This is a genomic window from Muricoccus nepalensis (assembly GCF_006438825.1).
GTDB classification, from domain to species: Bacteria; Pseudomonadota; Alphaproteobacteria; order Acetobacterales; family Acetobacteraceae; genus Roseomonas; species Roseomonas nepalensis.
The window spans coordinates 142,717-164,542 of sequence record NZ_RCZP01000005.1 but is presented as its reverse complement, the minus strand read 5'-3'; the positions used below and the strand labels follow the sequence as shown (position 1 = coordinate 164,542).

Genomic DNA, 21,826 nt, shown 5'->3' with positions numbered 1-21,826 from the left:
TCGCCCGATGGAAGTCACTTGCATGCCATGGAAGCCAATGCCTAGCTTGCGGCCGGAACGCGGGAGGATGCGCCATGGCAAGGGAACGACGCGGCGTTCAGGCCGCCGGCAAAGGGCTGCCGGCAGGGCGACGGGGCGTGCTGGGCCTCGGCGCGGGAGCCGGCCTCCTGGCCTCGCTGGGGCCGGCCCTCGGCGCCGAGACCTACCCCAGCCGCCCGATCCGGGTGGTCGTGCCCTTCACCGCGGGCGGCGGCACGGACGTGGTGGGGCGCGAGCTGGCCCAGTTGCTCTCGGTGGAGCTCGGGCAGCCCGTGGTCATCGACAACCGCGCGGGCGGGGGCACGGTTCTCGGCTCGGACCTCGTCTCCAAGGCGGCGCCGGACGGCTACACGCTGCTCCTCACGACCTCCGCCATCGCCATCAACGCCTCCCTCGTGAAGGGCCTGCCCTACGACACGGAGAGGGGCTTCGCGGAGGTCGGGCTCATCTGCCACGGCCCGAATGTGGTGGTGGTGCGGCCCGACAGCCCCTTCCGCGGCGTGGCGGACATCATCCGCGCGGCGAAGGCGGATCCGGGGAAGCTGACCTACGGGTCCTCGGGCAACGGCTCGGCCGTGCACCTGGCGGCGGAGCTGTTCAAGATCACGGCCGGGGTGGACATCACCCACGTGCCCTATCGCGGCGCGGGCCCCGCCTACACGGACCTGCTGGGCGGGCGGCTGGACATGGTGTTCGGCACCGCCGGCGGCGTGGCGGCCTTCGTGAAGGGCGACCGGATGCGCGCGGTGGCCGTGACCTCGCCGCAGCGCACGCCGGCCTACGAGGGCGTGCCCACGGTCGCGGAGACCCTGCCGGGCTACGAGGCGGAGGTCTGGTACGCGGTCTTCGCGCCGGGCGGCACGCCGGCGCCGATCCTGGCCCGGCTGAACGACGCGATGAAGAAGGTGACGCAGGCGCCCGCCTACCATTCCCGCCTGGCGGGCGAGGGGCTGACGGTGGCCGTGAACAGCCCGGAGGAGATGACCCGCTTCATGCGCGCCGAGGAGGCCCGCTGGCGGCGCGTGGTCACCGACGGCCGCATCACCTCAGACTGAAGGAACGTCGAATGGCCGGACGGCTTGAAGGCAAGGTCGCGATCGTCGTCGGCGCCGGGCAGCAGCCCGGCGAGACCGTGGGCAACGGCCGCGCGGTGGCGGAGCGCTACGCGGAGGAAGGCGCGACGCTGCTGCTGGTGGACATCAACGAGGAGTGGGCGGAGGCGACGCGCGCCGCGGTCGAGCGGCACGGCCACCCGGCCTCGACGCTCCGCGCCGACATCACGCGGGAGGAGGACTGCGCCGCCATCGCCCGGGCCTGCGTCGAGCGCTACGGCCGGATCGACGTGCTGCACAACAACGTCGGCCGCTCCAGGGGCGACCGGAAGACGGCGGAGATGGACGCCGACACCTGGGACGCCATCATGGGCATGAACCTGAAGGGCATGTTCATGACGTGCAAGCACGTCCTGCCCCACATGGTCGCGCGGAAGGCGGGCTGCATCATCAACATCTCCTCCACCTCCTCGCTCTCGGCGCGGCCGACCGTGACCTACAAGACCAGCAAGGCGGGGGTGAACGCGCTGACCCAGCACATCGCGATGGAGAACGCCCGCCACGGCATCCGCGCCAACGTCATCCTGCCCGGGCTGATCGACACCCCCATGGCGATCGAGCGCCGCGCGCAGGAGCGGGGCGTGCCGCGCGAGGTGGTCCGGGCGGAGCGCGAGGCGCTGGTGCCGATGGGCCGCATGGGCTCGGCCTGGGACGTCGCCAACGCGGCGGTGTTCCTGGCCTCCGACGAGGCCGGCTACGTCACCGGCGTGATCCTGCCCGTCGATGGCGGCTTGCTGGAGAAGCGGGGATAGTGGCTCGTCGCGGGCGATCCGTCGGCACGAGAGGGGGCGGGCGGATTTTCGCCCGCATGAAACGGTGGCGCGCGGGCCGGCCCGGCGCCCGCGGGCGCTCAGTTCTCCACCGCCTGCCGGGCCCACGCGATCATCTCCGGGCGCTGCAGGAACGCCAGGCCCTCCGCCCGCGCCGTGCCCGGGAGCGATCCGCCGCTGGACAGCGTGGCCACGACCACGTTGCAGTTCGCGGCGGCCGCGATCGCCAGCGCCTCGCCGTCCCGGCCGCCGCGCCGCACCCGGTAGGCCCGGATCCGGCCCGGCAGGCCGCCGATCGCCAGGGGCCGCCCCTCCGCCGAGCCGCCGAACTCGTCGGCGACAAGGTCGAGGTCGCCGACCCGGTCGAGCTCGTCGTCGTCGGCGACGCCGGTCGCGCAGTTGCAGAAGCCGATCTTGGGCCGGATCGACAGCCGCAGCTCCGGCCCGCAGCCGCCGCCCGAGCAACGGAACTCGCGCCCCCCCGGCCAGGGGTCGAAGGGCGCCGACCACCCGACCTCCCGCCAGGCCACGGGCGACGCGGCGGCCGCGGAGGGGGCGCGCGCGTCCGGGCGGAACGGGACGGCAAGGACCGTCGCCGCGACCAGCGCCGCCGCGCCCGCCCCCAGCAGGATGTCCGGGCGCCGCACGCTCACCGTCCCTCCGCGATCGCCCTCGCCGGTCCCGTCACCTCGAGGATGTCGAGGCCGGTGTTCGCGCGGTCGACGATGTAGACGTAGCCGCGCTCGTCGGTCTCCACGTTGTTCGTCTGCACCGCGGTCCGGCAGCGGGGCTGGCCGTCCACGGTCACGCAGCGCTTGTCGGTCTCCGGGCGGACCGGCGGGATGAAGTATCCCACCTCGCGCGGATGGTAGGGATCGCGGACGTCGAGCGCGCGCACGCCGGCGTTGAAGAAGGCGATGAAGGCGAGCTTCTTGTAGAAGATGGGCGCCATGCTCTCGTTGGAGGAGTGGGCGCCGAAGCGCCCGCCGCGGGAGCAGAAGTTCCCGCTCGCCTCCGGCACCGTCCAGCTGGAGATCACCATCGGGCGCGCCACGACAGAGACATCGGCGAACCACACCATCTGGCGCGCCTCGCGGCACTCGTTCTGGATGGCCTCGTCGACGATCATCACGATGTCCCGCGTCGCGCCGACCGCGTCGTTGCGGAACTCCGCGATCGGCATGCCCAGCATCGGGAAGGTCGTGTGCGCGCCGTTCAGCGACGACATCGTCAGGCGGCCGAGCTCGGGAAGAAGGAGGTTCTCCCGCGTCGGCTCGGCCGGGCCCTGCAGGAGCTTCCCCCGGTCGACGATCTGGAGGACGCCGCCCGTGTTGGTGCCGTAGCCGAAGTACACGCGGTTGCCCTCGGGCCCGGTCGAGATCGGCCCGTGCAACTCGGTGGGAACCGGGCCCTGGGTGCCCGGCTCCTGCCCGGGCAGGCCGAAGTCGCGGATCTTCGTGGGGCGGGCGGGATCGCTCAGGTCGTAGATCTCGGTCATGCGGCGGACGCGCCAGCCGGGCACGCCGGACACGAGGTAGGCAATCCCGGTCCCGCACTCCCAGAAGCTCTTGTGCGTGTCCCGCAGGTTCCCGCCGAGGCGCGTGACGAGCCGGGGCGTCTCCGGAGCCCGGACGTCCCAGATCTCGTGGCCCTGGCCGCCCACCGCGCGGAGGAGGTAGACGGCGTCCCGGTCGCCGCGCGGAAGCTGCGACCCGTCGCAGACGCGGGTCATCTGCGCGCCGCCCCCCTCGTAGGTGCCGGGCTGCCCGGGGATATGCGCGAGGTAGCGCGGGCGCGCCGGGTCGGTCACGTCCACGACCGACGTGCCGTTCGCCTCCGCCTGGCCGTTGAGGGCGTTCACCGGGCTCGGGACCTCGTCGGTGCCGCCCATGTGGCCGATATAGGCGATCCAGCGGCCGCCCTGGCGGTGGATCGTGGGCTGGTAGGCGGCCCGGCTCTGCAGGGGCTCATGGCCGACGAGGCGCATGTTCTCCGCCTCGGGGGGATCGCCGATCCTCGGGCCGTCGGCGAGGGCCGCCTGCCACGCGAGGGCCCCCGCCAGAAACAGCAGGGCGGCGCCGGCCCGCCCCGCAGCACGCTTCCCGGACATCGCTTCGCCCCCATCCCGTGTTTTCCCGAAGCCTATGGAGCGGGACAGGGCGGTGCAAGAACGGGGTTCCGCAGCGACGCCGGCCGGACTTCCTGGGGCGAGGCGCGCAAGGTCAGAGGCGGTAGACGGCGCGGGCGTTGTCCCAGAAGACCCGGCCCGCGAGGTCGTCCCCCAGGACCTGCCGGACCAGCTCCATGTCCCCGGGCTCGAAGGGGCGGCGCGCCCGGGTCGAGGGCATGTCGGTGCCGAAGATCAGCGCCGCCGGGTCCCGCCGGGCGATGCTTTCGAGGGCCCTCGGGACGTCCAGCTGGACGCGGCCGAAGCCGGTCGCCTTCACCTTGGCGCCCGCGCTGACGAGGTCGAGCACGACCGGCAGCCCGGCCTGCGTCATGCCGAGATGGTCGATGACCAGCGGCGCGGGCAGCTTCTGGAGCGCGCCGGCATGGGGCGCGAGCGCCGCGGCGTTGGCGTAGATCTCCGGATGCCAGCCGCCGGCCGCGTGGGCGCGGGTCGCGAGGCTGACCAGCTCGTCCACGCCGTCGATCCGCCCCCTGAACATGTTGAAGCGCAGCCCGCGCACCCCGGCCCGGGCGAGGCGCGCGATCTCTTCGTCCGCGATGCTGGCGGGCACCTGCGTGACGCCGACCCAGCCCGCGCCGAGCCCGGCCAGGGCCGCCAGCAGGTAGCTCTGGTCGAAGCCGTGGAAAGAGCCGGACACGACGGCGCCGCCCGCGACGCCGAGCAGCCGGGCGCGGGCCAGGTAGTCCGCCAGGGTGAAGGGCGGCGGGAGGTATCCCTGGTTCTCCACCAGCGGGAAGCGGGGATCGATGACGTGCAGGTGGCTGTCGAAGACGGGCCCCGCCCGCTGCGCCCGGAGGCCGGCGGGCATCGCCGCGGCCGCGCCAAGGCCGAGGAGGCCGCGGCCCAGGGCCCGGCGGGAAGCGGCGTGCTGGTTCATGGCGTCTCCTGTTCCGTTCACCGGCGGCCCGGGCGCTCGGCGAGGCACGCCCCTTGGCCCCGGGCGCGCCGCCGCCCGGTGGGCCCGCCATCGGCCGCGCGGCCCGGGCGATGGACGACCCCGCCGGCCGCCCTCGTCGCGCTGGCGTTGCCGCACCGATCCGGGCACCATCCCCGTAGCACGGCGGGCCTCCGATCCCTTATGGCGATGAACCAGCCCTACGCCTCGTGCCTCGCGCATGGAATGCTGCTCCGCGCCGGGGTGGACGAGTACCTCTCCAGCCGGGACCAGGGCTGGCGGTCGCTGCACGCCTCGGCCCAGCGCGAGCAGCCCTACGAGCACCACTGCCCGAGCGTCCCGGACCACCTCCTCGTCCTCCACCTGGACGGCCCGGTCCCCGTCGAGCGGGAGCTCCCCATGGGGCGCGGTGTCTCCCTCATCCCGGAGGGCGGCACCCACATCATCCCGGGCGGCACGGGCTTCGGCGTCCGGCTGCGCGGCCCGCTCAACAGCCTCCACCTCTACCTCGCGGACGAGGTCCTGCGCGGGGTCGCCGCGGAATGCGGGGCCCGGGACCCGTCGCGCCTGGAGGTCATCCCGCGCTTCGGCGACGTGGACCCCGCGCTGACCCACCTCCTGCTCGCGGTGCGGGACGTGCTCGCGGAAGGGGAAGGGGGGAACGCCCTCCTCGTCGACCATCTCGCGGCGGCCATCGCGGCGCGGCTGGTGCTGCGCCACTCCAGCGCCCCGGCCGCGCCGCCCCCGGCGCGCAAGGCCACAGCCCGCGACATCGCGCCGGCGGTCGACTTCATGCAGGCCAACCTCCAGCGCCCGATCACCCTCGCCGACATCGCCGCGGTCGCCGCCTGCGGCCCCGTCCAGCTCACGCGGCGCTTCCGCCAGGCGCTCGGCAAGCCGCCGCACCAGTACCTCATCCAGCTCCGGGTCGAGGCGGCGCGGCGCCTGCTCGCGGGCACGCGCCTCCCGATCGCCGAGGTCGCGCTCGAGTGCGGCTTCGCGAGCCAGGAGCACCTGACGCGCCTCTTTCGCCGGAGCACGGGCACGACGCCGGCCGCCTTCCGCCGCCATTCCCGCTGAGCGCGCCGGGGCTGCGGGCTCCGCCGTGCGCGTTTCGTGCCGAAGCGGCGCGCGGATCGTGCAGGAGGGCCTTCCCGGTGCCGGCCTAGCCTCGGGCCAAGGCCGAACGGCCAGGACGGAGGAAACGATGGCCAAGAACTACGTGACGGGGATGCACCACGTCACCTCCTGCGTCGGCAAGGCGCAGGAGGACATCGACTTCTTCACCCGCGTCATCGGGCAGCGCATGGTGAAGCAGACGGTGCTCTTCGACGGCAGCACGCCGATCTACCACCTCTACTACGGCAACCGCGACGCCCAGCTCGGCACCATCATGACCACCTTCCCCTACCGCCAAGCGGGCATCCGCGGCCGCAAGGGCACGGGCCAGGTGGCGGTGACCGGCTACTCCGTCGCCGAGGGCGCGCTGGAGTTCTGGGCGCGGCGGCTGGAGCGCCTGGGGGTGGCGAACGACGGCATCCGGCAGCGCCTGGGCCAGTCCGTCATCCGTTTCGAGCACCCCTCCGGCCTCGAGTTCGAGATGGTCGGCGACGACCGCGACGCGCGCGCCGGCTGGACGACCGACGAGATCGAGGAGAAGGATTCCGTCCGCGGCTTCAACGCCGTCACCATGTCGGTGCGCGACCGGGTGGAGCAGGAGCGCTTCCTCGTGGACGCCGTGGGCTTCCGCAAGACCGCCGAGGACGAGCGCTACCAGCGCTTCGAGATCGCGGAGGGCGGGCCGGGCTGCACGGTGATCGTCCGCCACGACCCCGACGTGCCGCAGGGAAGCTGGACCTTTGGCGAGGGCACGGTCCACCACGTCGCCTTCGCCGTGCGCAACGACGCCGAGCAGATGGAGTTCCGCGAGCAGGTCGTCGGCATGGGCTACACGGACTGCTCGGAATCGAAGGACCGGAACTACTTCCACTCCGTCTACTGCCGCTCGCCCGGCGGGATCCTGTGCGAGTTCGCCACCTCCGACATCGGCTTCACGATCGACGAGCCGGCGGAGGAGCTGGGCCGGAACCTGCTGCTGCCGCCCTGGTTCGAGAGCCGCCGCGCCGAGATCGTCGCGCCGCTGGAGCCGATCACGGTGCCGGCCTCCTCCCTCGGCGGCAAGGTGCCGGCCTGACCCGGGGCGGAGCCCCACGCGCGGCGACAGAGGAGGCGGGGATGACGCAGGACAGGGCGGGCCGGCGCGACGTGATGCGATGGGGGGCGGTGGCCATGGGAAGCGAGCTCATCCCGGCGGGGGCCGCGCGGGCGCAGGCGGTCCCGGCCGCGGCCGCGCGGACGGCCTACCAGCCCCGCCCGGTGCGCTCGCCGGACGGGGTGCGGCTCGCGGCCTACGAGTTCGGCAACCCGCAGGGGCCCGCCGTCCTGTTCCTGCACGGCTTCGCCCAGGCCGCGCTCTCCTGGGACCGCCAGCTCCAGGACGCCGCGCTCGCCCGGGAGTTCCGGATGGTCGCGATCGACCTTCGCGGCCACGGGATGAGCGCGAAGCCGGAGGGCGACCCCTTCTACAAGCCCGGCCAGGTCTGGGCCGACGACGTGCGGGCCGTGATCGCCGAGATGGGCCTGCGGCGCCCCGTGCTGGTCGGCTGGTCCTACGCGGGCCGGGTGATCGGCGACTACCTCACGGCCCACGGCGCGGCGGAGCTCGCCGGCATCCACTACGTCGACGCCAGCAGCTCGCTCGGCGACCCCGGCTTCCTCGGGCCGGACGCCGGCCTGCTCGGGCCGCAGGCGATGCTCGCGCCGGGGATCGACGCCTTCGTGGAGGGCACCGCCCGCTTCCTGCGCGCCTGCTTCGTGACGCAGCCCGACCCCGCAGACTTCCAGACGATGCTCGCCTTCAACATGCTGGCGCCGCTGCACGTCCGCACCGGGCTGGCGGGGCGCCCCGGAGACTACGCCGCGGCGCTGCGGGCGCTGCGCCTGCCCGTGCTCGTCACGCACGGGGAGGGGGACCGCATCCTCGACACGCGCATCGCCCGCTTCACCGCGGCCACCGTGCCGGGCGCGCAGCTCTCCCTCTACCCCGGCAGCGGTCACGCGCCCTTCTGGGAGGAGCCCGCGCGCTTCAACGCGGAGCTCGCGTCCTTCGTGCGGCAGGCGGCCGCGCGGTAGCGCCGACGCCGCGGGGCGCAAGGCCTGATGGAAGGAAGCCGGGCCATGCCCGAGAGGATCGACGGCGTGATCGTGGCCGGGGCGGGCCCGGTGGGCCTCGTGTCGGCGCTGAAGCTGGCGCGGGCCGGCATCCGCGTGGTGGTGCTGGACGCCGAGCCCGGCATCATCCAGGCGCCGCGCGCGGTGGTCTACCACTCCCCCGTGGTGGAGGCGCTCGACCGCATGGGCCTGCTCGAGGACCTGCGGGAGATCGGCGTCCTCAAGCAGGACTACTGGTGGTGGACGATCGACGGCACGCTGATCGCGCGCATCGACATGGCGGTGCTGGCCCGCGACACGCGCTACCCCTTCAACCTCCATCTCGGCCAGAACAACCTCGCCCGGATCGTGCTGCGCCACCTCCTGCGGGTGCCGGGCGTCGAGCTGCGCTGGGGGCACGGCATCACCGGCCTGCGGCAGGACGACGACGGCGTCACGGTGACGGTGGAGACGGAGGGCGGCGAGACGGAGCTTCGCGCCGACTGGCTCATCGGCGCGGATGGCGGGCGCAGCGGCGTGCGCCGCGCGCTCGGCCTGCCGCTCGACGGCGTGACCTGGCCGGAGTGGTTCGTCGCCACCGACATCCGCTACGACATGGAGGCGCACGGCTACGGCACGGCGAACCTCGTGATCGACCCCGACCACTGGGCGATCATGCCGAAGATCGACCAGACCGGCCTCTTCCGCTGCACCTACCGCGAGCACCCCGGCCTCCCCGAGGAGGAGGTGCGCCGCCTCGTGCCTGAGCGCCAGGCGATGATCCTGCCGGGTCGGGCGCCGGTGGAACCCGTCGCCGTCTCGCCCTACCGCGTCCACGACCGCTGCGTGCCGGGCTTCCGCGCCGGCCGCGTCCTGCTGGCCGGCGACGCCGCCCACCTCGTCAACCCCATCGGCGGGCTCGGCCTGACGGGCGGGCTCCTGGACGCCATCCCGCTCGGCGACGCCCTGGCCGCCGTCATCGCCGGGCGGGCGGAGGAGGCGGTGCTGGACGACTGGGCCGAGGAGCGCCGGCGCGTCTTCCTCGAGGTCGTCTCGCCCGCGGCGAAGGAGAACCGCCGCCGCATGAGCGAGCGCGATCCCGCCCGACGGGAGGAGGACTTCGCCCGCCTGCGCCGCATGGCCGAGGACCCCGAGGTCGCGCGCCAGGGCCTGGGGCAGGTGTTCAACGTGGTCGGACGGCACCCGCTCGCCCAGCCGGCCTGATCGTCGCGGCGGCAAGGCGGGCGCGAGACCCGCCGCCGCCCTCACCACGGAGGGAAGAGATGGCGTCCCCGATCAACCGGCGAGGGCTGCTGGCGACCGGCCTGGCCCTCGCGCCGGCCGCCGCGGCGCGCGCGCAGGCCCCTGTCCCAGCGCCGCTCCAGGCACCGGCCCTGAACCGGCCGGCGCGCATCCTCCTCGGCTGGCCCCCGGGCGGCGCCGCCGACATCGTCGCCCGCGTCTTCGCCGAGCGGCTGCGCGGCACCTACGCGACGCAGGTGGTCGTGGAGAACCGCCCGGGCGCCGCCTCGCGCCTGGCGATCGAGGCGGCGAAGGCCGCGGCGCCCGACGGCGCCACCCTCCTGGTCACGCCGGAGAGCATGCTGACCATCTACCCCCACATCTACCCGCGGACACTTCGCTACGACGGGCTGAAGGACTTCGTCCCCGTCAGCGGCCTCTGCTCCACCTCCTTCGCCCTGGCGCTCACGCCCGGCCACCCCGCGCGCGACCTGGCGGGCTTCGTGGCCTGGGCGAAGGGGCAGCCCGCGCCCGTTCCCTACGCGAGCCCGGCCGCCGGATCGACGCCGCACTTCCTGATGGAGGAACTCGCGCGCGCGGAGGGCCTGCGGCTCGAGCACGTCTCCTACCGCGGCACCGGCCCGGCCATGCCGGACCTCCAGGCCGGGCGCCTGGCGCTGGCGATCACCGTCACGGGCGACATGGCCGAGTACGAGCGCACCGGCTTCGGCCGCGTGATCGGCGTCACCTCCCGCGAGCGGTCCCGCCGGGTTCCGGCCGTGCCGACGCTGGCGGAGCTCGGCCATCCCGCCCTGACGGCCGAGGAGTGGTACGGCATCCTGCTCCCCGCCGGCACGCCCGCGCCGCTCGTGGACGCGTTGCAGCAGGCGGTGGCGCAGGCGGTGCGGGACCCGGACCTGCAGGCCTCCCTCGCCACCATGGAGCAGCGCCCGCGCCCCTCCACCTCCCGCGAGTTCGCGGACCGCCTCCGGGCGGAGCGCGAGCGCTGGGCGCCCATCGTGCTCGCGACCGGCTTCAGCGCCGAGTAAGGCCGCCGCTCAGGAGGACTTGGCGGAGGCCTCCACGAGCCAGTCGGCGAAGGCCTGGAGCGGCGCGTCGATCCGGCCGCCGGGTAGGCTCAGCCAGTAGCAGTCCCCCGTCGCCAGCGCCCGGCCCGGCAGGCCGGCGAGCCGGCCGGCCCGGACCTCGCCGCCCACGTAGCCCGGCGCGCAGATGACGACGCCCAGCCCCTCCAGCGCCGCCTGGATCGCGAGCGTCGTGCTCTCGAACAGCAGGGGCCGCCCCGCGCCCTCGAGGCCGTTCGCGCGCAGCCACATCGGCCAGTCGTTCGGCCGCACCTTGCTGCCGAGGAGCGTTCCCTCCGGCCGCCAGGCGCCAGCGAGGGAGGGGATGGCGAAGGGCGCCACCACCACGGGCTGCAGCCGCCGCGCCGCCGGGGAGGGCGGCCGGTCCTGCGGCGCCGTGCTCACCGCCGCGTCCACCGCCTCGCGCGCGAGGTCCACCGCGGCGGTCGAGGTGCTCACCTCCACCTCGATGCCGGGGTAGCGCCGGCGGAACGCCGACAGGCGCGGGATGAGCCAGCGCAGCGCCCAGGTCGTGTAGGCGCGGACGCGCAGCGGCGGGGAGGCGGAGCGCAGCCGGTCGGTCGCGGCCTGCAGCCGGGCGAAGCCGTCGCCGAGCTCCTCCGCGAAGCGCCGGCCCGGCTCGGTGAGGCTGATCGCGTTGACCCCGCGGCGGACCAGGGCGCAGCCGAGCGAGGTCTCGAGGTCGCGCAGCCGCTTGCTGACGGCCGGCTGGGTGACGCCCAGCGCCGCCGCGGCCGCCGTCAGGCTGCCGGTCTCCGCGACGAGGTGGAAGGCCCATAGGCTTTCCAGGGGCAGGGCCGGGCGCATCCCGCCAGCATAACCAGGGGTTGGGGCAGGGCAAGGAACTCTGGGACTTCACAGCGCCGGCCGCGGCGGGGATCCTGCCCGCCAAGGCCGTCCCTAAGCGCCAGGGGAACCGCAACGCCCCGGAGGAAACCCCGCGATGATCACCCGTCGTACCGCCCTGCGCCTGGCACCGGCGCTGGCCGCCCTGGCGCCGCCCGCCCGCCCGGCGCTGGCCCAGCCGGCCCGCTTCCCGGACCGCCCGCTCCGCATGATCATCCCCTTCGCGGCGGGCGGCAGCAACGACATCGTCGGCCGCGTCCTGACGGAGGGGATGGGCGCGCGGCTGGGCCAGACCATCGTCGTCGAGAACCGCGGCGGCGCCGGGGGCATCATCGGCAACGAGGTGGTCTTCCAGGCGCCGAAGGACGGCTACACCTTCCTTCTCGGCGGCAGCGGCAGCTTCCTCATCAGCAGCCTCGTGCAGCCGCGCGTGCCCTACGACATCATCCGGGACTTCGCGCCCATCGGCTTCGTCGGCAACGCGCCGAACGTCATCACCGTGAACCCGTCGGTCGAGGCGCGGACGATGGGCGAGCTGCGCGACCTCGCCCGCCGCGCCCGGCCGCCGCTCTCCTACGCGAGCCCGGGGGTCGGGACCACGGGCCACGTGCTCGGCGCCCTGCTCGCCCTCACCTTCGAGGCGGAGATGGAGCACATCCCCTACCGCGGCACGGGGCCCGCGATCACCGACGTGCTGGCCGGCCGCGTCAACATTCTGACCAACGCCGCCGCCCCGCTGCGCCCGCACATCGCCTCGGGCGGGCTGCGCGCGCTGGCGGTCGCGGCGCCGCGCCGGCTCGCCTTCCTGCCCGAGGTGCCCACGACGGTGGAGCAGGGCTTCGACGACGTGATCTCCTCCACCTGGTACGGGCTGCTGGCGCCCGCGGGCACGCCGGCCGACCGCGTCGCCGCGCTGCACGCCGCCCTGAACGCGACGCTCGCCGAGGAGGGCGTGCGCCAGCGCCTGGCGGAGGAGGGCGTGGAGATCGAGGCGAGCCCGGCGCCGGCGGATTTCGGCACCTTCATCGAGCGGGACCGGCAGCGCTGGCAGCGGGTGGTGACCCGCGCGAACATTCGCGCTGAATGACGGGCCGAATGACGGGCCGAACCATGGGCCGCGCGCCGCTGCGCCGCGTCGTCGTGCTCGACGACTTCGGCGACGTCGCCCCGGCCGCGGCGGACTGGTCGGGCCTGCCCGTGGAGTTCCTCGCCGCGCCGGTCCCGGAGGGGGAGCGCGCAGCGCGGCTCGCCAGCGCCGACGCGCTGGTGCTGTTCCGCGAGCGGAGCGCCCTTCCGGCCGGGCTGATCGCGCAACTGCCGGCGCTCCGCCTCGTCGTCACCGCCGGGATGCGCAACCGCGTGCTGGACCTCGAGGCCTGCACGGCGCGCGGCGTCGCCGTCTGCGGCACGGACTCGCTCGCCTCCCCCACGGTCGAGCTAACCTGGGCCCTCCTCCTCGCCCTCGCGCGGGAGATCCCCTGGCAGGAGGCGCGGCTGCGGGAGGGCGCCTGGCAGGGCGGCGCCGGGCTGGGGCTGGAGGGCGCGACGCTGGGCGTCGCGGGGCTCGGGCGCATCGGCGCCGGGGTGGCCGCCATCGCCCGCGCCTTCGGCATGCGCCTTCTCGCCTGGAGCCCGAACATGACGGCCGAGGCCGCCGAGGCGGCGGGCGCCACCCTGACGGACAAGGCGGGGCTGTTCCGCGGCGCCGACATCGTCACGCTGCATCTCGGCCTCGGCCCCACGACGCGCGGCGTGGTCGGCGCGGCGGAGCTGGCGCTGATGCGCCCGGGGGCGCTGCTGGTAAACACGGCGCGCGGCCCGTTGGTGGACCAGGCGGCGCTGATCGCGGCCCTCGAGCGCGGCCATCTCGGCGGCGCCGCCATCGACACGCACGAGCCCGAGCCCATGGCGGAGGACGACCCCATCCGCCGCGCCCCGCGCACCATCCTCACGCCGCATCTCGGCTACGTCACGCGGGAGAACGTCCGCCGCTACTTCGAGGGCGCGGCGGCCTGCCTGCGCGCCTGGAACGCCGGCCTCCCGCTGCCCCGACCGCTGAACAGCATCGCGCGCGACGCGCAAGGAACCACGCCATGACCCCAGCCGACCCCACCTCCGACGCCATCCTGCTCGAGGCCGACGGCCCCGTGGCCGTGCTGACCCTGAACCGCCCGCGGGCGCGCAACGCCATCGACGACGCGATGCGGGCCGACCTCATGGCGGCGCTGGACCATGTCGCGCGCACGGATTCGATCAAGGCGCTCGTCCTCACCGGCGCGGGCGAGGGCTTCTGCGCGGGCGGGGACGTGAAGTCGATGCAGGCGCGCCTCGCGGTCCCGCAGGGGGAGGTCGCGCTGAACGGCTGGCGCCGCCAGCAGCGCACGCATCACGCCATCTCGATGCTGCACGCGCTGCCCAAGCCGACCATCGCCGCGGTGAACGGCGCGGCGACGGGGCTGGGCTGCGACGTCGCCCTCTGCTGCGACTTCATCATCGCCTCCGAGCAGGCTCGCTTCGCCATGACCTACATCCTGCGCGGCCTCATCCCCGACGGCGGCGGCATGTACTTCCTCCCGCGCCGCGTGGGCCTCTCCCGCGCCAAGGAGCTCATCTTCTCCGGCCGCACCGTGGAGCCGGAGGAGGCGCTGCGCCTCGGCATGATCGACCGCGTGACCTCCGCCGGTGCGCTGCTCGACGACGCGCGCGCCTGGGCCGGGGAGCTGTCGGCGGGCGCGCCGGCGGCGCTCGCGCTGAGCAAGAACATCCTCGACCAGACCTTCGAGCTCTCGGTCGAGCAGGTCTTCGCCATGGGCAGCCAGGCGCAGGCCATCTGCTACTCCTCCCGGGAGCATCAGGAATCGGTCGCCGCCTTCCTCGAAGGGGTCGCGCAACGCCGCGCCGCCAAGGCGAAGGGGGACGCGGCGTGAGCGCCGTCGCTGCCCTGCTGCGCCCGCGCAGCGTCGCCGTCGTCGGCGCCTCCGCCGACGCGACGAAGATGACGGGCCGCCCGGTCGGCTACCTGCAGAAATACGGCTTCGCCGGCGAGATCTGGCCGGTGAACCCGCGCGCCGAGAGCATCGCCGGCCTGCGCTGCTACCCGGACGTCGCCTCGCTGCCCGGCGCGCCGGACGCCGCCATCGTGCTGCTGGGACCCGACCGGGCGGAGGCCGCGGTGCGCGACCTCGCCGCCCGCGGCTGCCGGGCCGCGATCGTCCTCGCGAGCGGCTACGGCGAGTCCAACGAGGAGGGCGCGCGCCGCCAGGCCGCGCTGAAGGACGCGGCCGGCGCCATGCGGCTCCTCGGCCCCAACACCATCGGGCTGGTCAACCTCACCGACGGCATGATGCTCTCGGCGACGGGCGCGCTGGAGGTGGGCGATCTGCCGGCCGGGCGCATCTCGGTGGTCTCGCAGAGCGGCGGCATCCTCGGCTCCCTCCTCTCGCGCGCGGCGGATCGCGGCATCGGCTTCGCGAAGCTCGTCTCCACCGGCAACGAGGCCGACCTCGACAGCTCCGACCTCCTCGAGCACCTCGTCGAGGACGAGGCGACGGACGTGATCGCGGTCTACATGGAGGGGCTGCGGCGGCCGGAGGCCTTCAAGCGCGCAGCGCGCCGGGCCGCCGAGCTCGGCAAGCCCGTCGTGGTCTACAAGGTCGGGCGCTCGGAGTCCGGCGCGCGCGCCGCCACCTCCCACACGGGCGCGCTGGCGGGCGCGGACCGCGTCTACGACGCGCTGTTCCGCCAGCACGGCGTGATCCGCGCGGAGACCTTCACCGACCTGCTCGACATCCCCGCCGCCCTCGCCGCCGGCCGCCGGACGGAGGGCGACCGCGTCGCCATCCTCACCTCCACCGGCGGCGCCGGCACGCTGCTGGCCGACAATTGCGGGCTGGCGGGCATCGAGGTGCCGGCGCCGGACGAGGCCACGACGCGCGCCCTGGCGACCCTGCTGGACGAGGACCCCGCGGCGATCGGCCGCAACCCCGTCGACGTCACGCTCGCGGGGCTCCGCCCGGACCTGTTCCGCGGCGCCATCACCGCGCTGCTGGAAAGCCCGTCCTACGACGCGGTCGTGGTGGTGATCGGCTCCTCGGCCCTGGCGACACCGGACATCGTCGCCGGCGCCATCCTTGCCTGCCAGGCGGGCAGCACGAAGCCGATCCTCGCCTATGTCAGCCCGCACGCGCCGCATCTCGTGCGGCTGCTCAACGGCCAGGGCATCCCCGCCTTCGCGACGCCCGAGAGCTGCGCCTCCGTGCTGCGCGCGCTGCGCCGCCGCGCCCTGCCGCCCGCGCCGGCCGCGATCGCGCCCGACAGCGCGGTGCTGGCCGGCCTTCCCGCTGGCAACCTCAACGAGGTGGAGAGCAAGGCGGTCTTCGCGCGCTTCGGCGTGCCGGTGGCGCGCGAGCGCGCGGTGTCCGACGCGGCCGGGGCCGAGGCCGCCGCGCGCGCCCTCGGCGGGGAGGTGGTGCTGAAGATCCTCTCCCGCGCCATCGCCCACAAGAGCGACATCGGCGGCGTGAAGGTCGGTCTGGCGGCCGCGGAGGTGCCCGCCGCCTGCGTCGCCATGCTGGAGCGGCTGCGCGCCGCCGGCGCCCCGGCGCCGGAGGGCTTCCTGGTGCAGGAGCGCGTCCGCGGCGGCGTGGAGATGATCCTCGGCTTCCACCGCGACCCGCAGCTCGGCCCGGTGGTCCTGCTCGGCGCCGGCGGGGTCGCCGCGGAGGTCTTCCAGGACACCGCGCTGCGCCTGCTGCCCATCGCGCGCGCCGACGCGGAGGCGATGGTCAGCGAGCTGAAGGCCGCGACGCTGCTGCGCGGCTACCGCGGCGCCCCGCCCGCCGACACCGGCGCGCTGGTCGACACGGTGATGGCCTTCGCCGCCATGGCCGGCGCGGCGGGGGAGCGGCTGCTGGAGGCGGAGATCAACCCCTTGCTCGTGCTGCCACAGGGCGAGGGCGCGCGGGCGGTGGACGGGCTCGCGGTGCTGCGGTGACCGCCAACCCCCTGCCGGTCCTCGCGGCCCACGCCGCCGGCTGGCGCGACCGGCCCTGGCCGGCGGGGCTGGAGCACCAGGCGCGGCGCGCCCTGCTCGACTGGTTCGCGGCCACCCTGCCGGGCACGCTTTCCCCGCCCGCGACGCTGCTGGCGGCCGCGCTGGCGGACGAGCGCGGGGAGGGCGGGGCGGTCTGCTACGTCGACGGACGGCGCGGCGGGGCGCGCCACGCGGCGCTGCTGAACGCGGTGGCCAGCCACGCCGTGGAGTTCGACGACATCCACCGCGATTCCGGCCTCCATCCCGGCAGCCCCACCATCGCCGCCGCCCTCGCGGTCGCGCAGGCGCAGGGGGCGGGGATGGACGGCCTGCTGCGCGCCATGGCCGCCGGCTACGAGGTGGGCGGGCGCGTGGCGCTGGCGGTGCAGCCGAGCCACTACCGCCACTGGCACACCACCGCGACGGTCGGCACCCTGGCGGCCGCGACGGCGGCGGCGCTGCTGCTGGACTGCGACGCCGCGCGGATCGGCCACGCCATCGCCCTCTCGGCCACCATGGCGGGCGGGTTGCAGGGCGCCTTCCGGGGCGAGGGGATGAGCAAGCCGCTCCACCCCGGCCACGCCGCGGAGGCCGGGGTCCTCGCCGCCCGGGCCGCGGCCGCCGGCGTGACCGGCGCGCCCGACGTGCTGCACGGCCCCGCCGGCTTCGCCGCCGCGACCAGCGACAGCACGGGCCGGTGGGAGGACGCGCTGGAGGGGCTGGGCGAGCGCTTCGTGATCGGCGCGATCACCGTCAAGAACCACGGCTGCTGCGGCCACATCTTCCCGGCGCTGGACGGGCTCGTCGCCCTCCGTGCGCAGCGCCCCTTCCGGCCGGAGGAGGTCGAGAGCCTCCAGGTCGCCGGCTACCGCGCGACCGCGGAGATGTGCGACCGCCCGGTCGTGGCCAGCGCGGAGGAGGCGCGCTTCAGCACCCAGTACTGCGTCGCCGCCCTGCTGCACCTCGGCGCCGTCCGGCTGGACGCCTTCCGGCCCGAGCGCCTCTCGGACCCCGCGCTGCGCGCCTTCATGCCGAAGGTCTCCGTCAGCCTCGCGCCGGAGCTCGCCGACGCCTACCCGCGCCGCCGCGCGGCGCGCCTCCGGCTGGCGCTGGCGGACGGCACGGTGCTCGAGCACGAGCAGCCGATCCGCAAGGGCGATCCCGAGGACCCCCTGACCGACGCCGAGCTCGACGCGAAGTTCCACGAGCTCGCGGAGCCCGTCCTCGGCGCGGCGGCGGCGGAGGCCCTGCGCCGCGCGATCCGCGAGGGCGGGGCGCTGCCGGGCCTGCTCGTCCGGGATCCGCGCGGGGCGCGCTGACCGACGGGGCCCCGGCGCCGCCGGCCTGGGGCGCGCCGTGCGGCCCGGGCAAGGCGCCCTACTCCGGCTGAACGCCAGCGCGCCGGACGAAGGCTCCCCAGCGCGCCGTCTCCTCCGCCAGAGGTGGTCCCACTTGCCCTCGCGCAGCAGCGCCTCGGCGCGCGCCCGCTCGACCGCCTGGACGAGATGAAGGCGATGGTCGCGCGCCTTCGGGGGGCCACGCGCGGCTCGGCATGGGCTTCGTTGCGTCCACGCTCTACGGCTACCTGCCGGAGGTGATCCGCCGGTACCGCGCCGCGCGGCCCGATGTCGAGCTGACGCTGCTCGAGATGACGACGATCGAGCAGGTCGCCGCCCTCAAGGAGGGCCGCATCGACGTCGGCTTCGGGCGAGTCGCGTTCAACGACATCGCGGTCGAGCGCACGCTCCTGCGCAACGAGGCGCTCTGCGTCGCCCTGCCGCTGACGCATCCCCTCTCGTCGCGCACCGGCCTGCTGAAGCTGGCCGAGATCGCCCAGGACGCGCTGGTCGTCTACCCCAAGTCGCCGCGCCCGAGCTACGCGGACCAGGTCCTGGCGCTCTTCCGGGAGCGCGACATGAAGCCCCGGGCCGTGCACGAGGTGCGGGAGCTGCAGACCGCCCTCGGCCTCGTCGCGGCGGAGACCGGCGTCTGCGTCGTGCCGGCCTCCGTCGAGCGGTTCCGCCGCGACAACGTGGTCTACCGGCGCCTGGACGAGCCCGAGGCGGTCTCGCCCGTCATTATGAGCACCCGCAAGGGCGACCGCTCGCCGGAGATCAGCCTCATCCTCAAGCTCGTGAAGGACATGTACCGCAAGGAGGGGATCACCTTCGGCGCCTGAGGCCGGCGGGGCCCTCCCGCTACTAGCCTACAGCGCCTATCTTCGAAAAAGATTGTATCTTCGAATATGCTGTGGGACGGTTCCGGCACGATAGAGGCCGCTCCCATGCAGGGCGGCCGCGCGACGCCCGCCTCTGTCGCGGCGCGGCCGGACGGAGGGAATGGAACCGTGACAGCGCCCATCCGCGTGCCCCGCCGTCGCGCGGAGGCGGAACCCGAACACACGGCGTGGACCGGCGGCCCGCTCCCGCGCCGCCTGTTCCTCGGCGCCGCGGCGGGCCTCGCCGCCGGCCCCGCCCTCGCGGCCTACCCGGAACGTCCGCTGGTGATGCTGCACGGCTTTGCGCCGGGCGGCTCGGCGGACACCCTCGCCCGCGTGCTCTCGGCGCCGCTCGGCGGCCTCCTGGGCCAGCCCGTGCTCATCGAGCCGCGGCCTGGCGCGGGCGGGATGGTGGCGGCCGGCGCGCTCAACCGCGCCGCGGCGGACGGCTACACCATCGGGCTGATGACGGGCGGCCACGCCGTCGGGGCGGCCTTCGGGCGGAACCTCGCCTTCGACCCGGTCGCGGGCTTCACCTGGGTCGCGCGCGTGGTGGAGTACGGCTTCGTCGTCGCCGTGCGCGCCGACAACCCCGCGCGCGACCTCGCGGCGCTGCTGCGGCTCGCCGCCACGCCCGCGGGCCTCAGCTTCGGCTCGGCCGGCTCCGGCTCGACGCATCATCTCGCCGGCGAGCTGCTCGGCGCGATGACGGGCGCGCGCCTCCTCCACGTGCCCTACCGCGGCGAGGCGGACGCGATCACCGCGCTGATGGCCGGCGACCTCGCCTGCGCCATCATCACGACGGTCACGGCCGGGCCGCATGTGCGCGACGGGCGGCTGCGCGCGATCGCCCTCACGGCGCCGGAGCCCTCCGCCTCCTTCCCCGGCGTGCCGCCGGTCGGGCGGACCGTGCCCGGCTACGCGGTCACGACCTGGGCAGGGCTCGCGGGCCCGGCCTCCCTCCCGGCCCCGGCGGTCGCGGCGCTGCACAAGGCCGTCCTCTCGCTGGCCGAGCAGCCGGCGCTGCGCGCGCGTCTGGCGGAGCTGGTGGACGGCCAGGTGCGCACCAGCTCGCCCGAGGAGCTGCGCGACCTCGTGGCGGGCGAGATCGCGCGGTGGCGGCAGCTCGTCGTCAGCCGGCAGCTTCAGCCGGACTGACGCGCCGGCGGCCCGCCGCTCCGGGGCGGCATCGGCACGCCCAGCGCGGCCGCGGCCTTCTCCAGGCGGGTCCAGGTGCCGGCGGGCAGGGCGATGCCCTCGCGCTCCCGCGTCGCCATCACGGCGCCGCCGCGCTCGCCCGGCAGCATCACGGGCGCGTCGCCCCCCGCCGGCGCCGCGGCGACGGCGGCGGCCAGCGCGTCCACCTCCCGCGCGAAGGCGCCCGCCTCCCCGAAGGCGCCGACGTCGACCGCGATGGCGAGCCCGTTCATCCGCGGTCCCTCCTTCGGACCCTGGCCGAGCAGCGACGGCGTCAGCAGCGGGTTGCCCGCCGCGAGGCTCGCCAGGCACTCGATCATCAGCGACAGGCCGGCGCCCTTCGGCCCCGCCATGGGCAGCAGCGTGGCGACCGCGGCGGGGTCCGTCGTGGGGCGGCCCGCGCCGTCCACGCCCCAGCCCTCCGGGATCGGCGTGCCCGCGTCCTTCGCGGCCATTACCTTGCCCAGCGCCACCGCGGCCGTCGACATGTCGAGCAGCAGGGGAGGGCGCTCGCCGGCCGGGATCGCGACGGCGATCGGGTTGGTCGACACCACGGCGCCCCGGCTGCCCGGCCAGGCCATGAGAGGGCCGGAGGCCGTCATCACCAGCCCCGCCAGCCCCTGCGCCGCGGCGCGCACGGCGAAGTGCCCGACCGCGCCGGCATGGGTGATGTCGCGCGCCACCACCCAGCCGAGGTGCAGCCGGCGCGCGATGGCGATCGCCTCGTCCATCGCGCGGTTCATCGCGACCGGGCCCGGCGCGCGGTCCGCCTCCAGTAGCCCGATCGCGCCGGCGGCAACGCGCATCGCCATCGCCGGCCGCGGGTTGATGGCGCCGGAGCCGATGAGTTCGAGGTAGCGGGGGATGCGGAGCACGCCGTGGCTGTCCACCCCGCGCAGGTTCGCCCAGACGAGGGTCTCGGCCCAGGCCCGCGCGTCCGCGTCGCCGACCCCGGCCGCGCGGAAGACCGCGCCCGCGAAGTCGCGCAGCGCGTCCGCCGCGACGCGCGCCGTCATGCCGCGTCCAGTGGGAAGTAGCGGCCCAGCCAGCCCTTCAGGATGTCGCGCCCGCGGTTGTCGTCGCCGAAGATGGGGAAGTGGTCGGTGCCGGTGATCAGCACGAGGTCCTTCGGCTGGCCCGCGCGCTCCCACAGGCGCATGGACTGCTCGACGGGCGTCACGGTGTCGTCGGCGCCGTGCATGAACAGCACGGGCCGCGGCGCGAGCTGGCCGATGACCTCCTCGGCCTTGAAGTCGTACATGCTCTGCGCGGTGTCCGCGGCCACGACGGTCTGGGCGAGGTGCGACAGGTTCTTGCGCAGGTGCTCGGCCATTGGCACCACGTCCCAGCGGCTCACCATCAGCGTCTCGCCGGTGCGCTGCCTGTGCGCGCGGCCCTCCTCCAGCATCGCCGTGAACTTCGCCCAGGCCTCGGGCGTCGGGTGCTGGCCGCGGAACTTGCGCTCGCCGTTGCCCCAGCCGCAGGAGATGACCGCCGCGCGGAAGCGCGTGTCGGTGCTGGCGGTGTAGGCGGCGATGGCGGCGCCGAAGGAGTGCCCGAGCACCGCGATCCGCGCCGGGTCCACCTCCGGCCGCGCGGCGAGCCAGGTGAGGGCGTTGCGCGTGTCCGCCACCTGGTCGTGGCAGAGCACGTAGCCGCGCCGCCCCTCGCTCTTGCCGCAGCCGCGGAAGTCGATGCGCAGCACGACATAGCCCCAGCTCTCCATCAGCCGGCTCACCACCTCGGAGTAGGAGTTGTCCTTCGCGCCGATGAAGCCGTGCAGGACGATGACGGCCGGCAGCCGCTGCTCCGGCCCGCGCGAGTCCGGCACGTGCAGGCTGCCGGCGAGCCGCAGCCCGTCGGAGGGGAAGGTGATCTCGCTGTCCATGACCTGGCATTCCTCCGGTACGGCGGCAGGATGCATTGATCTTCGAAAATTTCAAGACATTCGATAATCAGCGGCGAGGT

19 protein-coding genes and 1 pseudogene are annotated in these 21,826 nt (G+C 75.0%); 14 read left to right on the top strand and 6 right to left on the bottom strand.

The genetic code is table 11. The annotated features are described in order from the left end of the window. Nucleotides 1-74 precede the first annotated feature (74 nt). Nucleotides 75-1,094, top strand: coding sequence for a tripartite tricarboxylate transporter substrate binding protein (locus tag EAH89_RS08320; RefSeq protein WP_140882336.1), 1,020 nt, complete (start codon nt 75-77; stop codon nt 1,092-1,094). A gap of 11 nt (nt 1,095-1,105) precedes the next feature. Further along, the gene (locus EAH89_RS08315; RefSeq protein ID WP_140882335.1) at nt 1,106-1,903 is read left to right on the top strand and encodes an SDR family NAD(P)-dependent oxidoreductase; all 798 of its coding nucleotides are present in this window, start codon (nt 1,106-1,108) and stop codon (nt 1,901-1,903) included. 98 nt (nt 1,904-2,001) lie between these two features. Here EAH89_RS08315 and EAH89_RS08310 read toward each other — a convergent pair whose 3' ends face one another. From EAH89_RS08310 to EAH89_RS08300, 3 genes are all read right to left on the bottom strand, one after another. Further along, on the bottom strand, nt 2,002-2,574 hold the full coding sequence (locus EAH89_RS08310; protein WP_140882334.1) for a hypothetical protein: 573 nt from the start codon (nt 2,572-2,574) through the stop codon (nt 2,002-2,004). Next, on the bottom strand, nt 2,571-4,031 hold the full coding sequence (locus EAH89_RS08305) for an LVIVD repeat-containing protein (protein WP_162861309.1): 1,461 nt from the start codon (nt 4,029-4,031) through the stop codon (nt 2,571-2,573). Before EAH89_RS08305 ends, EAH89_RS08310 begins: the two co-directional genes overlap by 4 nt. Before the next feature lie 112 nt (nt 4,032-4,143). Further along, nucleotides 4,144-4,989, bottom strand: a complete 846-nt coding sequence (locus EAH89_RS08300; protein ID WP_241666914.1) for an amidohydrolase family protein — start codon at nt 4,987-4,989, stop codon at nt 4,144-4,146. A gap of 207 nt (nt 4,990-5,196) precedes the next feature. Between EAH89_RS08300 and EAH89_RS08295 the strand changes: the two genes are divergently transcribed. The 5 genes from EAH89_RS08295 to EAH89_RS08275 all read left to right on the top strand — a co-directional run bounded on the left by EAH89_RS08295 (nt 5,197) and on the right by EAH89_RS08275 (nt 10,508). Continuing rightward, entirely contained in the window at nt 5,197-6,087 is an 891-nt protein-coding gene (locus tag EAH89_RS08295; RefSeq protein WP_140882333.1) for a helix-turn-helix domain-containing protein, read from the top strand. Nucleotides 6,088-6,214: 127 nt separating this feature from the next. Then, nucleotides 6,215-7,201: a ring-cleaving dioxygenase gene (locus EAH89_RS08290; protein WP_140882332.1), complete on the top strand. Its 987-nt coding sequence runs from the start codon at nt 6,215-6,217 to the stop codon at nt 7,199-7,201. A 41-nt stretch (nt 7,202-7,242) separates the two neighbouring features. Further along, on the top strand, nt 7,243-8,199 hold the full coding sequence (locus EAH89_RS08285; RefSeq protein WP_140882331.1) for an alpha/beta fold hydrolase: 957 nt from the start codon (nt 7,243-7,245) through the stop codon (nt 8,197-8,199). Nucleotides 8,200-8,244: 45 nt separating this feature from the next. After that, the gene (locus EAH89_RS08280) at nt 8,245-9,441 is read left to right on the top strand and encodes an FAD-dependent oxidoreductase (protein ID WP_161993508.1); all 1,197 of its coding nucleotides are present in this window, start codon (nt 8,245-8,247) and stop codon (nt 9,439-9,441) included. A 59-nt stretch (nt 9,442-9,500) separates the two neighbouring features. Continuing rightward, nucleotides 9,501-10,508 carry a tripartite tricarboxylate transporter substrate-binding protein gene (locus EAH89_RS08275; RefSeq protein ID WP_140882329.1) on the top strand — a complete coding sequence of 336 codons (1,008 nt, stop codon included), beginning with the start codon at nt 9,501-9,503 and terminating at the stop codon, nt 10,506-10,508. 9 nt (nt 10,509-10,517) lie between these two features. Here the strand turns inward: EAH89_RS08275 and EAH89_RS08270 are convergent, their stop codons facing one another. Further along, nucleotides 10,518-11,372 (bottom strand): LysR substrate-binding domain-containing protein, encoded by an 855-nt coding sequence (locus tag EAH89_RS08270; protein ID WP_140882328.1) that lies wholly within the window; start codon nt 11,370-11,372, stop codon nt 10,518-10,520. Between the two features lie 136 nt (nt 11,373-11,508). On the opposite strand from EAH89_RS08270, the gene EAH89_RS08265 reads away from it, so the two are divergent. The 7 genes and pseudogenes from EAH89_RS08265 to EAH89_RS08235 all read left to right on the top strand — a co-directional run bounded on the left by EAH89_RS08265 (nt 11,509) and on the right by EAH89_RS08235 (nt 19,819). Then, a complete protein-coding gene (locus EAH89_RS08265; protein ID WP_140882327.1) occupies nt 11,509-12,498 on the top strand; it encodes a Bug family tripartite tricarboxylate transporter substrate binding protein in 990 nt (329 codons plus the stop codon). Between the two features lie 8 nt (nt 12,499-12,506). After that, nucleotides 12,507-13,508, top strand: coding sequence for a D-2-hydroxyacid dehydrogenase family protein (locus EAH89_RS08260; RefSeq protein WP_241666913.1), 1,002 nt, complete (start codon nt 12,507-12,509; stop codon nt 13,506-13,508). Then, nucleotides 13,505-14,338, top strand: coding sequence for an enoyl-CoA hydratase/isomerase family protein (locus tag EAH89_RS08255; protein ID WP_140882326.1), 834 nt, complete (start codon nt 13,505-13,507; stop codon nt 14,336-14,338). The genes EAH89_RS08260 and EAH89_RS08255 overlap by 4 nt, the downstream gene beginning before the upstream one ends. Further along, nucleotides 14,335-16,404 carry an acetate--CoA ligase family protein gene (locus EAH89_RS08250; RefSeq protein WP_140882325.1) on the top strand — a complete coding sequence of 690 codons (2,070 nt, stop codon included), beginning with the start codon at nt 14,335-14,337 and terminating at the stop codon, nt 16,402-16,404. The genes EAH89_RS08255 and EAH89_RS08250 overlap by 4 nt, the downstream gene beginning before the upstream one ends. Beyond that, nucleotides 16,401-17,762, top strand: a complete 1,362-nt coding sequence (locus tag EAH89_RS08245) for an MmgE/PrpD family protein (RefSeq protein ID WP_140882324.1) — start codon at nt 16,401-16,403, stop codon at nt 17,760-17,762. The genes EAH89_RS08250 and EAH89_RS08245 overlap by 4 nt, the downstream gene beginning before the upstream one ends. Before the next feature lie 230 nt (nt 17,763-17,992). Further along, nucleotides 17,993-18,622, top strand: a pseudogene (locus EAH89_RS08240) (LysR substrate-binding domain-containing protein); the annotation flags it as partial. A gap of 168 nt (nt 18,623-18,790) precedes the next feature. Further along, nucleotides 18,791-19,819 (top strand): tripartite tricarboxylate transporter substrate-binding protein, encoded by a 1,029-nt coding sequence (locus EAH89_RS08235; RefSeq protein WP_161993507.1) that lies wholly within the window; start codon nt 18,791-18,793, stop codon nt 19,817-19,819. On the opposite strand, the gene EAH89_RS08230 is transcribed toward EAH89_RS08235, so the two are convergent. Together EAH89_RS08230 and EAH89_RS08225 are read right to left on the bottom strand one after the other, a co-directional pair. Then, a complete protein-coding gene (locus EAH89_RS08230) occupies nt 19,807-20,874 on the bottom strand; it encodes an Ldh family oxidoreductase (protein ID WP_140882321.1) in 1,068 nt (355 codons plus the stop codon). The genes EAH89_RS08235 and EAH89_RS08230 overlap by 13 nt on opposite strands. Continuing rightward, nucleotides 20,871-21,746, bottom strand: coding sequence for an alpha/beta hydrolase (locus tag EAH89_RS08225; protein WP_140882320.1), 876 nt, complete (start codon nt 21,744-21,746; stop codon nt 20,871-20,873). The genes EAH89_RS08230 and EAH89_RS08225 overlap by 4 nt, the downstream gene beginning before the upstream one ends. Between the last annotated feature and the right edge of the window lie 80 nt (nt 21,747-21,826).

Bases quoted from the DNA above. Each gene is read 5' to 3' on its own strand.
- EAH89_RS08320 (WP_140882336.1), top strand. From the start codon at position 75: ATGGCAAGGGAACGACGCGGCGTTCAGGCCGCCGGCAAAGGGCTGCCG.
- EAH89_RS08315 (WP_140882335.1), top strand. From the start codon at position 1,106: ATGGCCGGACGGCTTGAAGGCAAGGTCGCGATCGTCGTCGGCGCCGGG.
- EAH89_RS08305 (WP_162861309.1), bottom strand. From the start codon at position 4,031: ATGTCCGGGAAGCGTGCTGCGGGGCGGGCCGGCGCCGCCCTGCTGTTT.
- EAH89_RS08300 (WP_241666914.1), bottom strand. From the start codon at position 4,989: ATGAACCAGCACGCCGCTTCCCGCCGGGCCCTGGGCCGCGGCCTCCTC.
- EAH89_RS08295 (WP_140882333.1), top strand. From the start codon at position 5,197: ATGAACCAGCCCTACGCCTCGTGCCTCGCGCATGGAATGCTGCTCCGC.
- EAH89_RS08290 (WP_140882332.1), top strand. From the start codon at position 6,215: ATGGCCAAGAACTACGTGACGGGGATGCACCACGTCACCTCCTGCGTC.
- EAH89_RS08285 (WP_140882331.1), top strand. From the start codon at position 7,243: ATGACGCAGGACAGGGCGGGCCGGCGCGACGTGATGCGATGGGGGGCG.
- EAH89_RS08280 (WP_161993508.1), top strand. From the start codon at position 8,245: ATGCCCGAGAGGATCGACGGCGTGATCGTGGCCGGGGCGGGCCCGGTG.
- EAH89_RS08275 (WP_140882329.1), top strand. From the start codon at position 9,501: ATGGCGTCCCCGATCAACCGGCGAGGGCTGCTGGCGACCGGCCTGGCC.
- EAH89_RS08270 (WP_140882328.1), bottom strand. From the start codon at position 11,372: ATGCGCCCGGCCCTGCCCCTGGAAAGCCTATGGGCCTTCCACCTCGTC.
- EAH89_RS08265 (WP_140882327.1), top strand. From the start codon at position 11,509: ATGATCACCCGTCGTACCGCCCTGCGCCTGGCACCGGCGCTGGCCGCC.
- EAH89_RS08260 (WP_241666913.1), top strand. From the start codon at position 12,507: ATGACGGGCCGAACCATGGGCCGCGCGCCGCTGCGCCGCGTCGTCGTG.
- EAH89_RS08255 (WP_140882326.1), top strand. From the start codon at position 13,505: ATGACCCCAGCCGACCCCACCTCCGACGCCATCCTGCTCGAGGCCGAC.
- EAH89_RS08230 (WP_140882321.1), bottom strand. From the start codon at position 20,874: ATGACGGCGCGCGTCGCGGCGGACGCGCTGCGCGACTTCGCGGGCGCG.
- EAH89_RS08225 (WP_140882320.1), bottom strand. From the start codon at position 21,746: ATGGACAGCGAGATCACCTTCCCCTCCGACGGGCTGCGGCTCGCCGGC.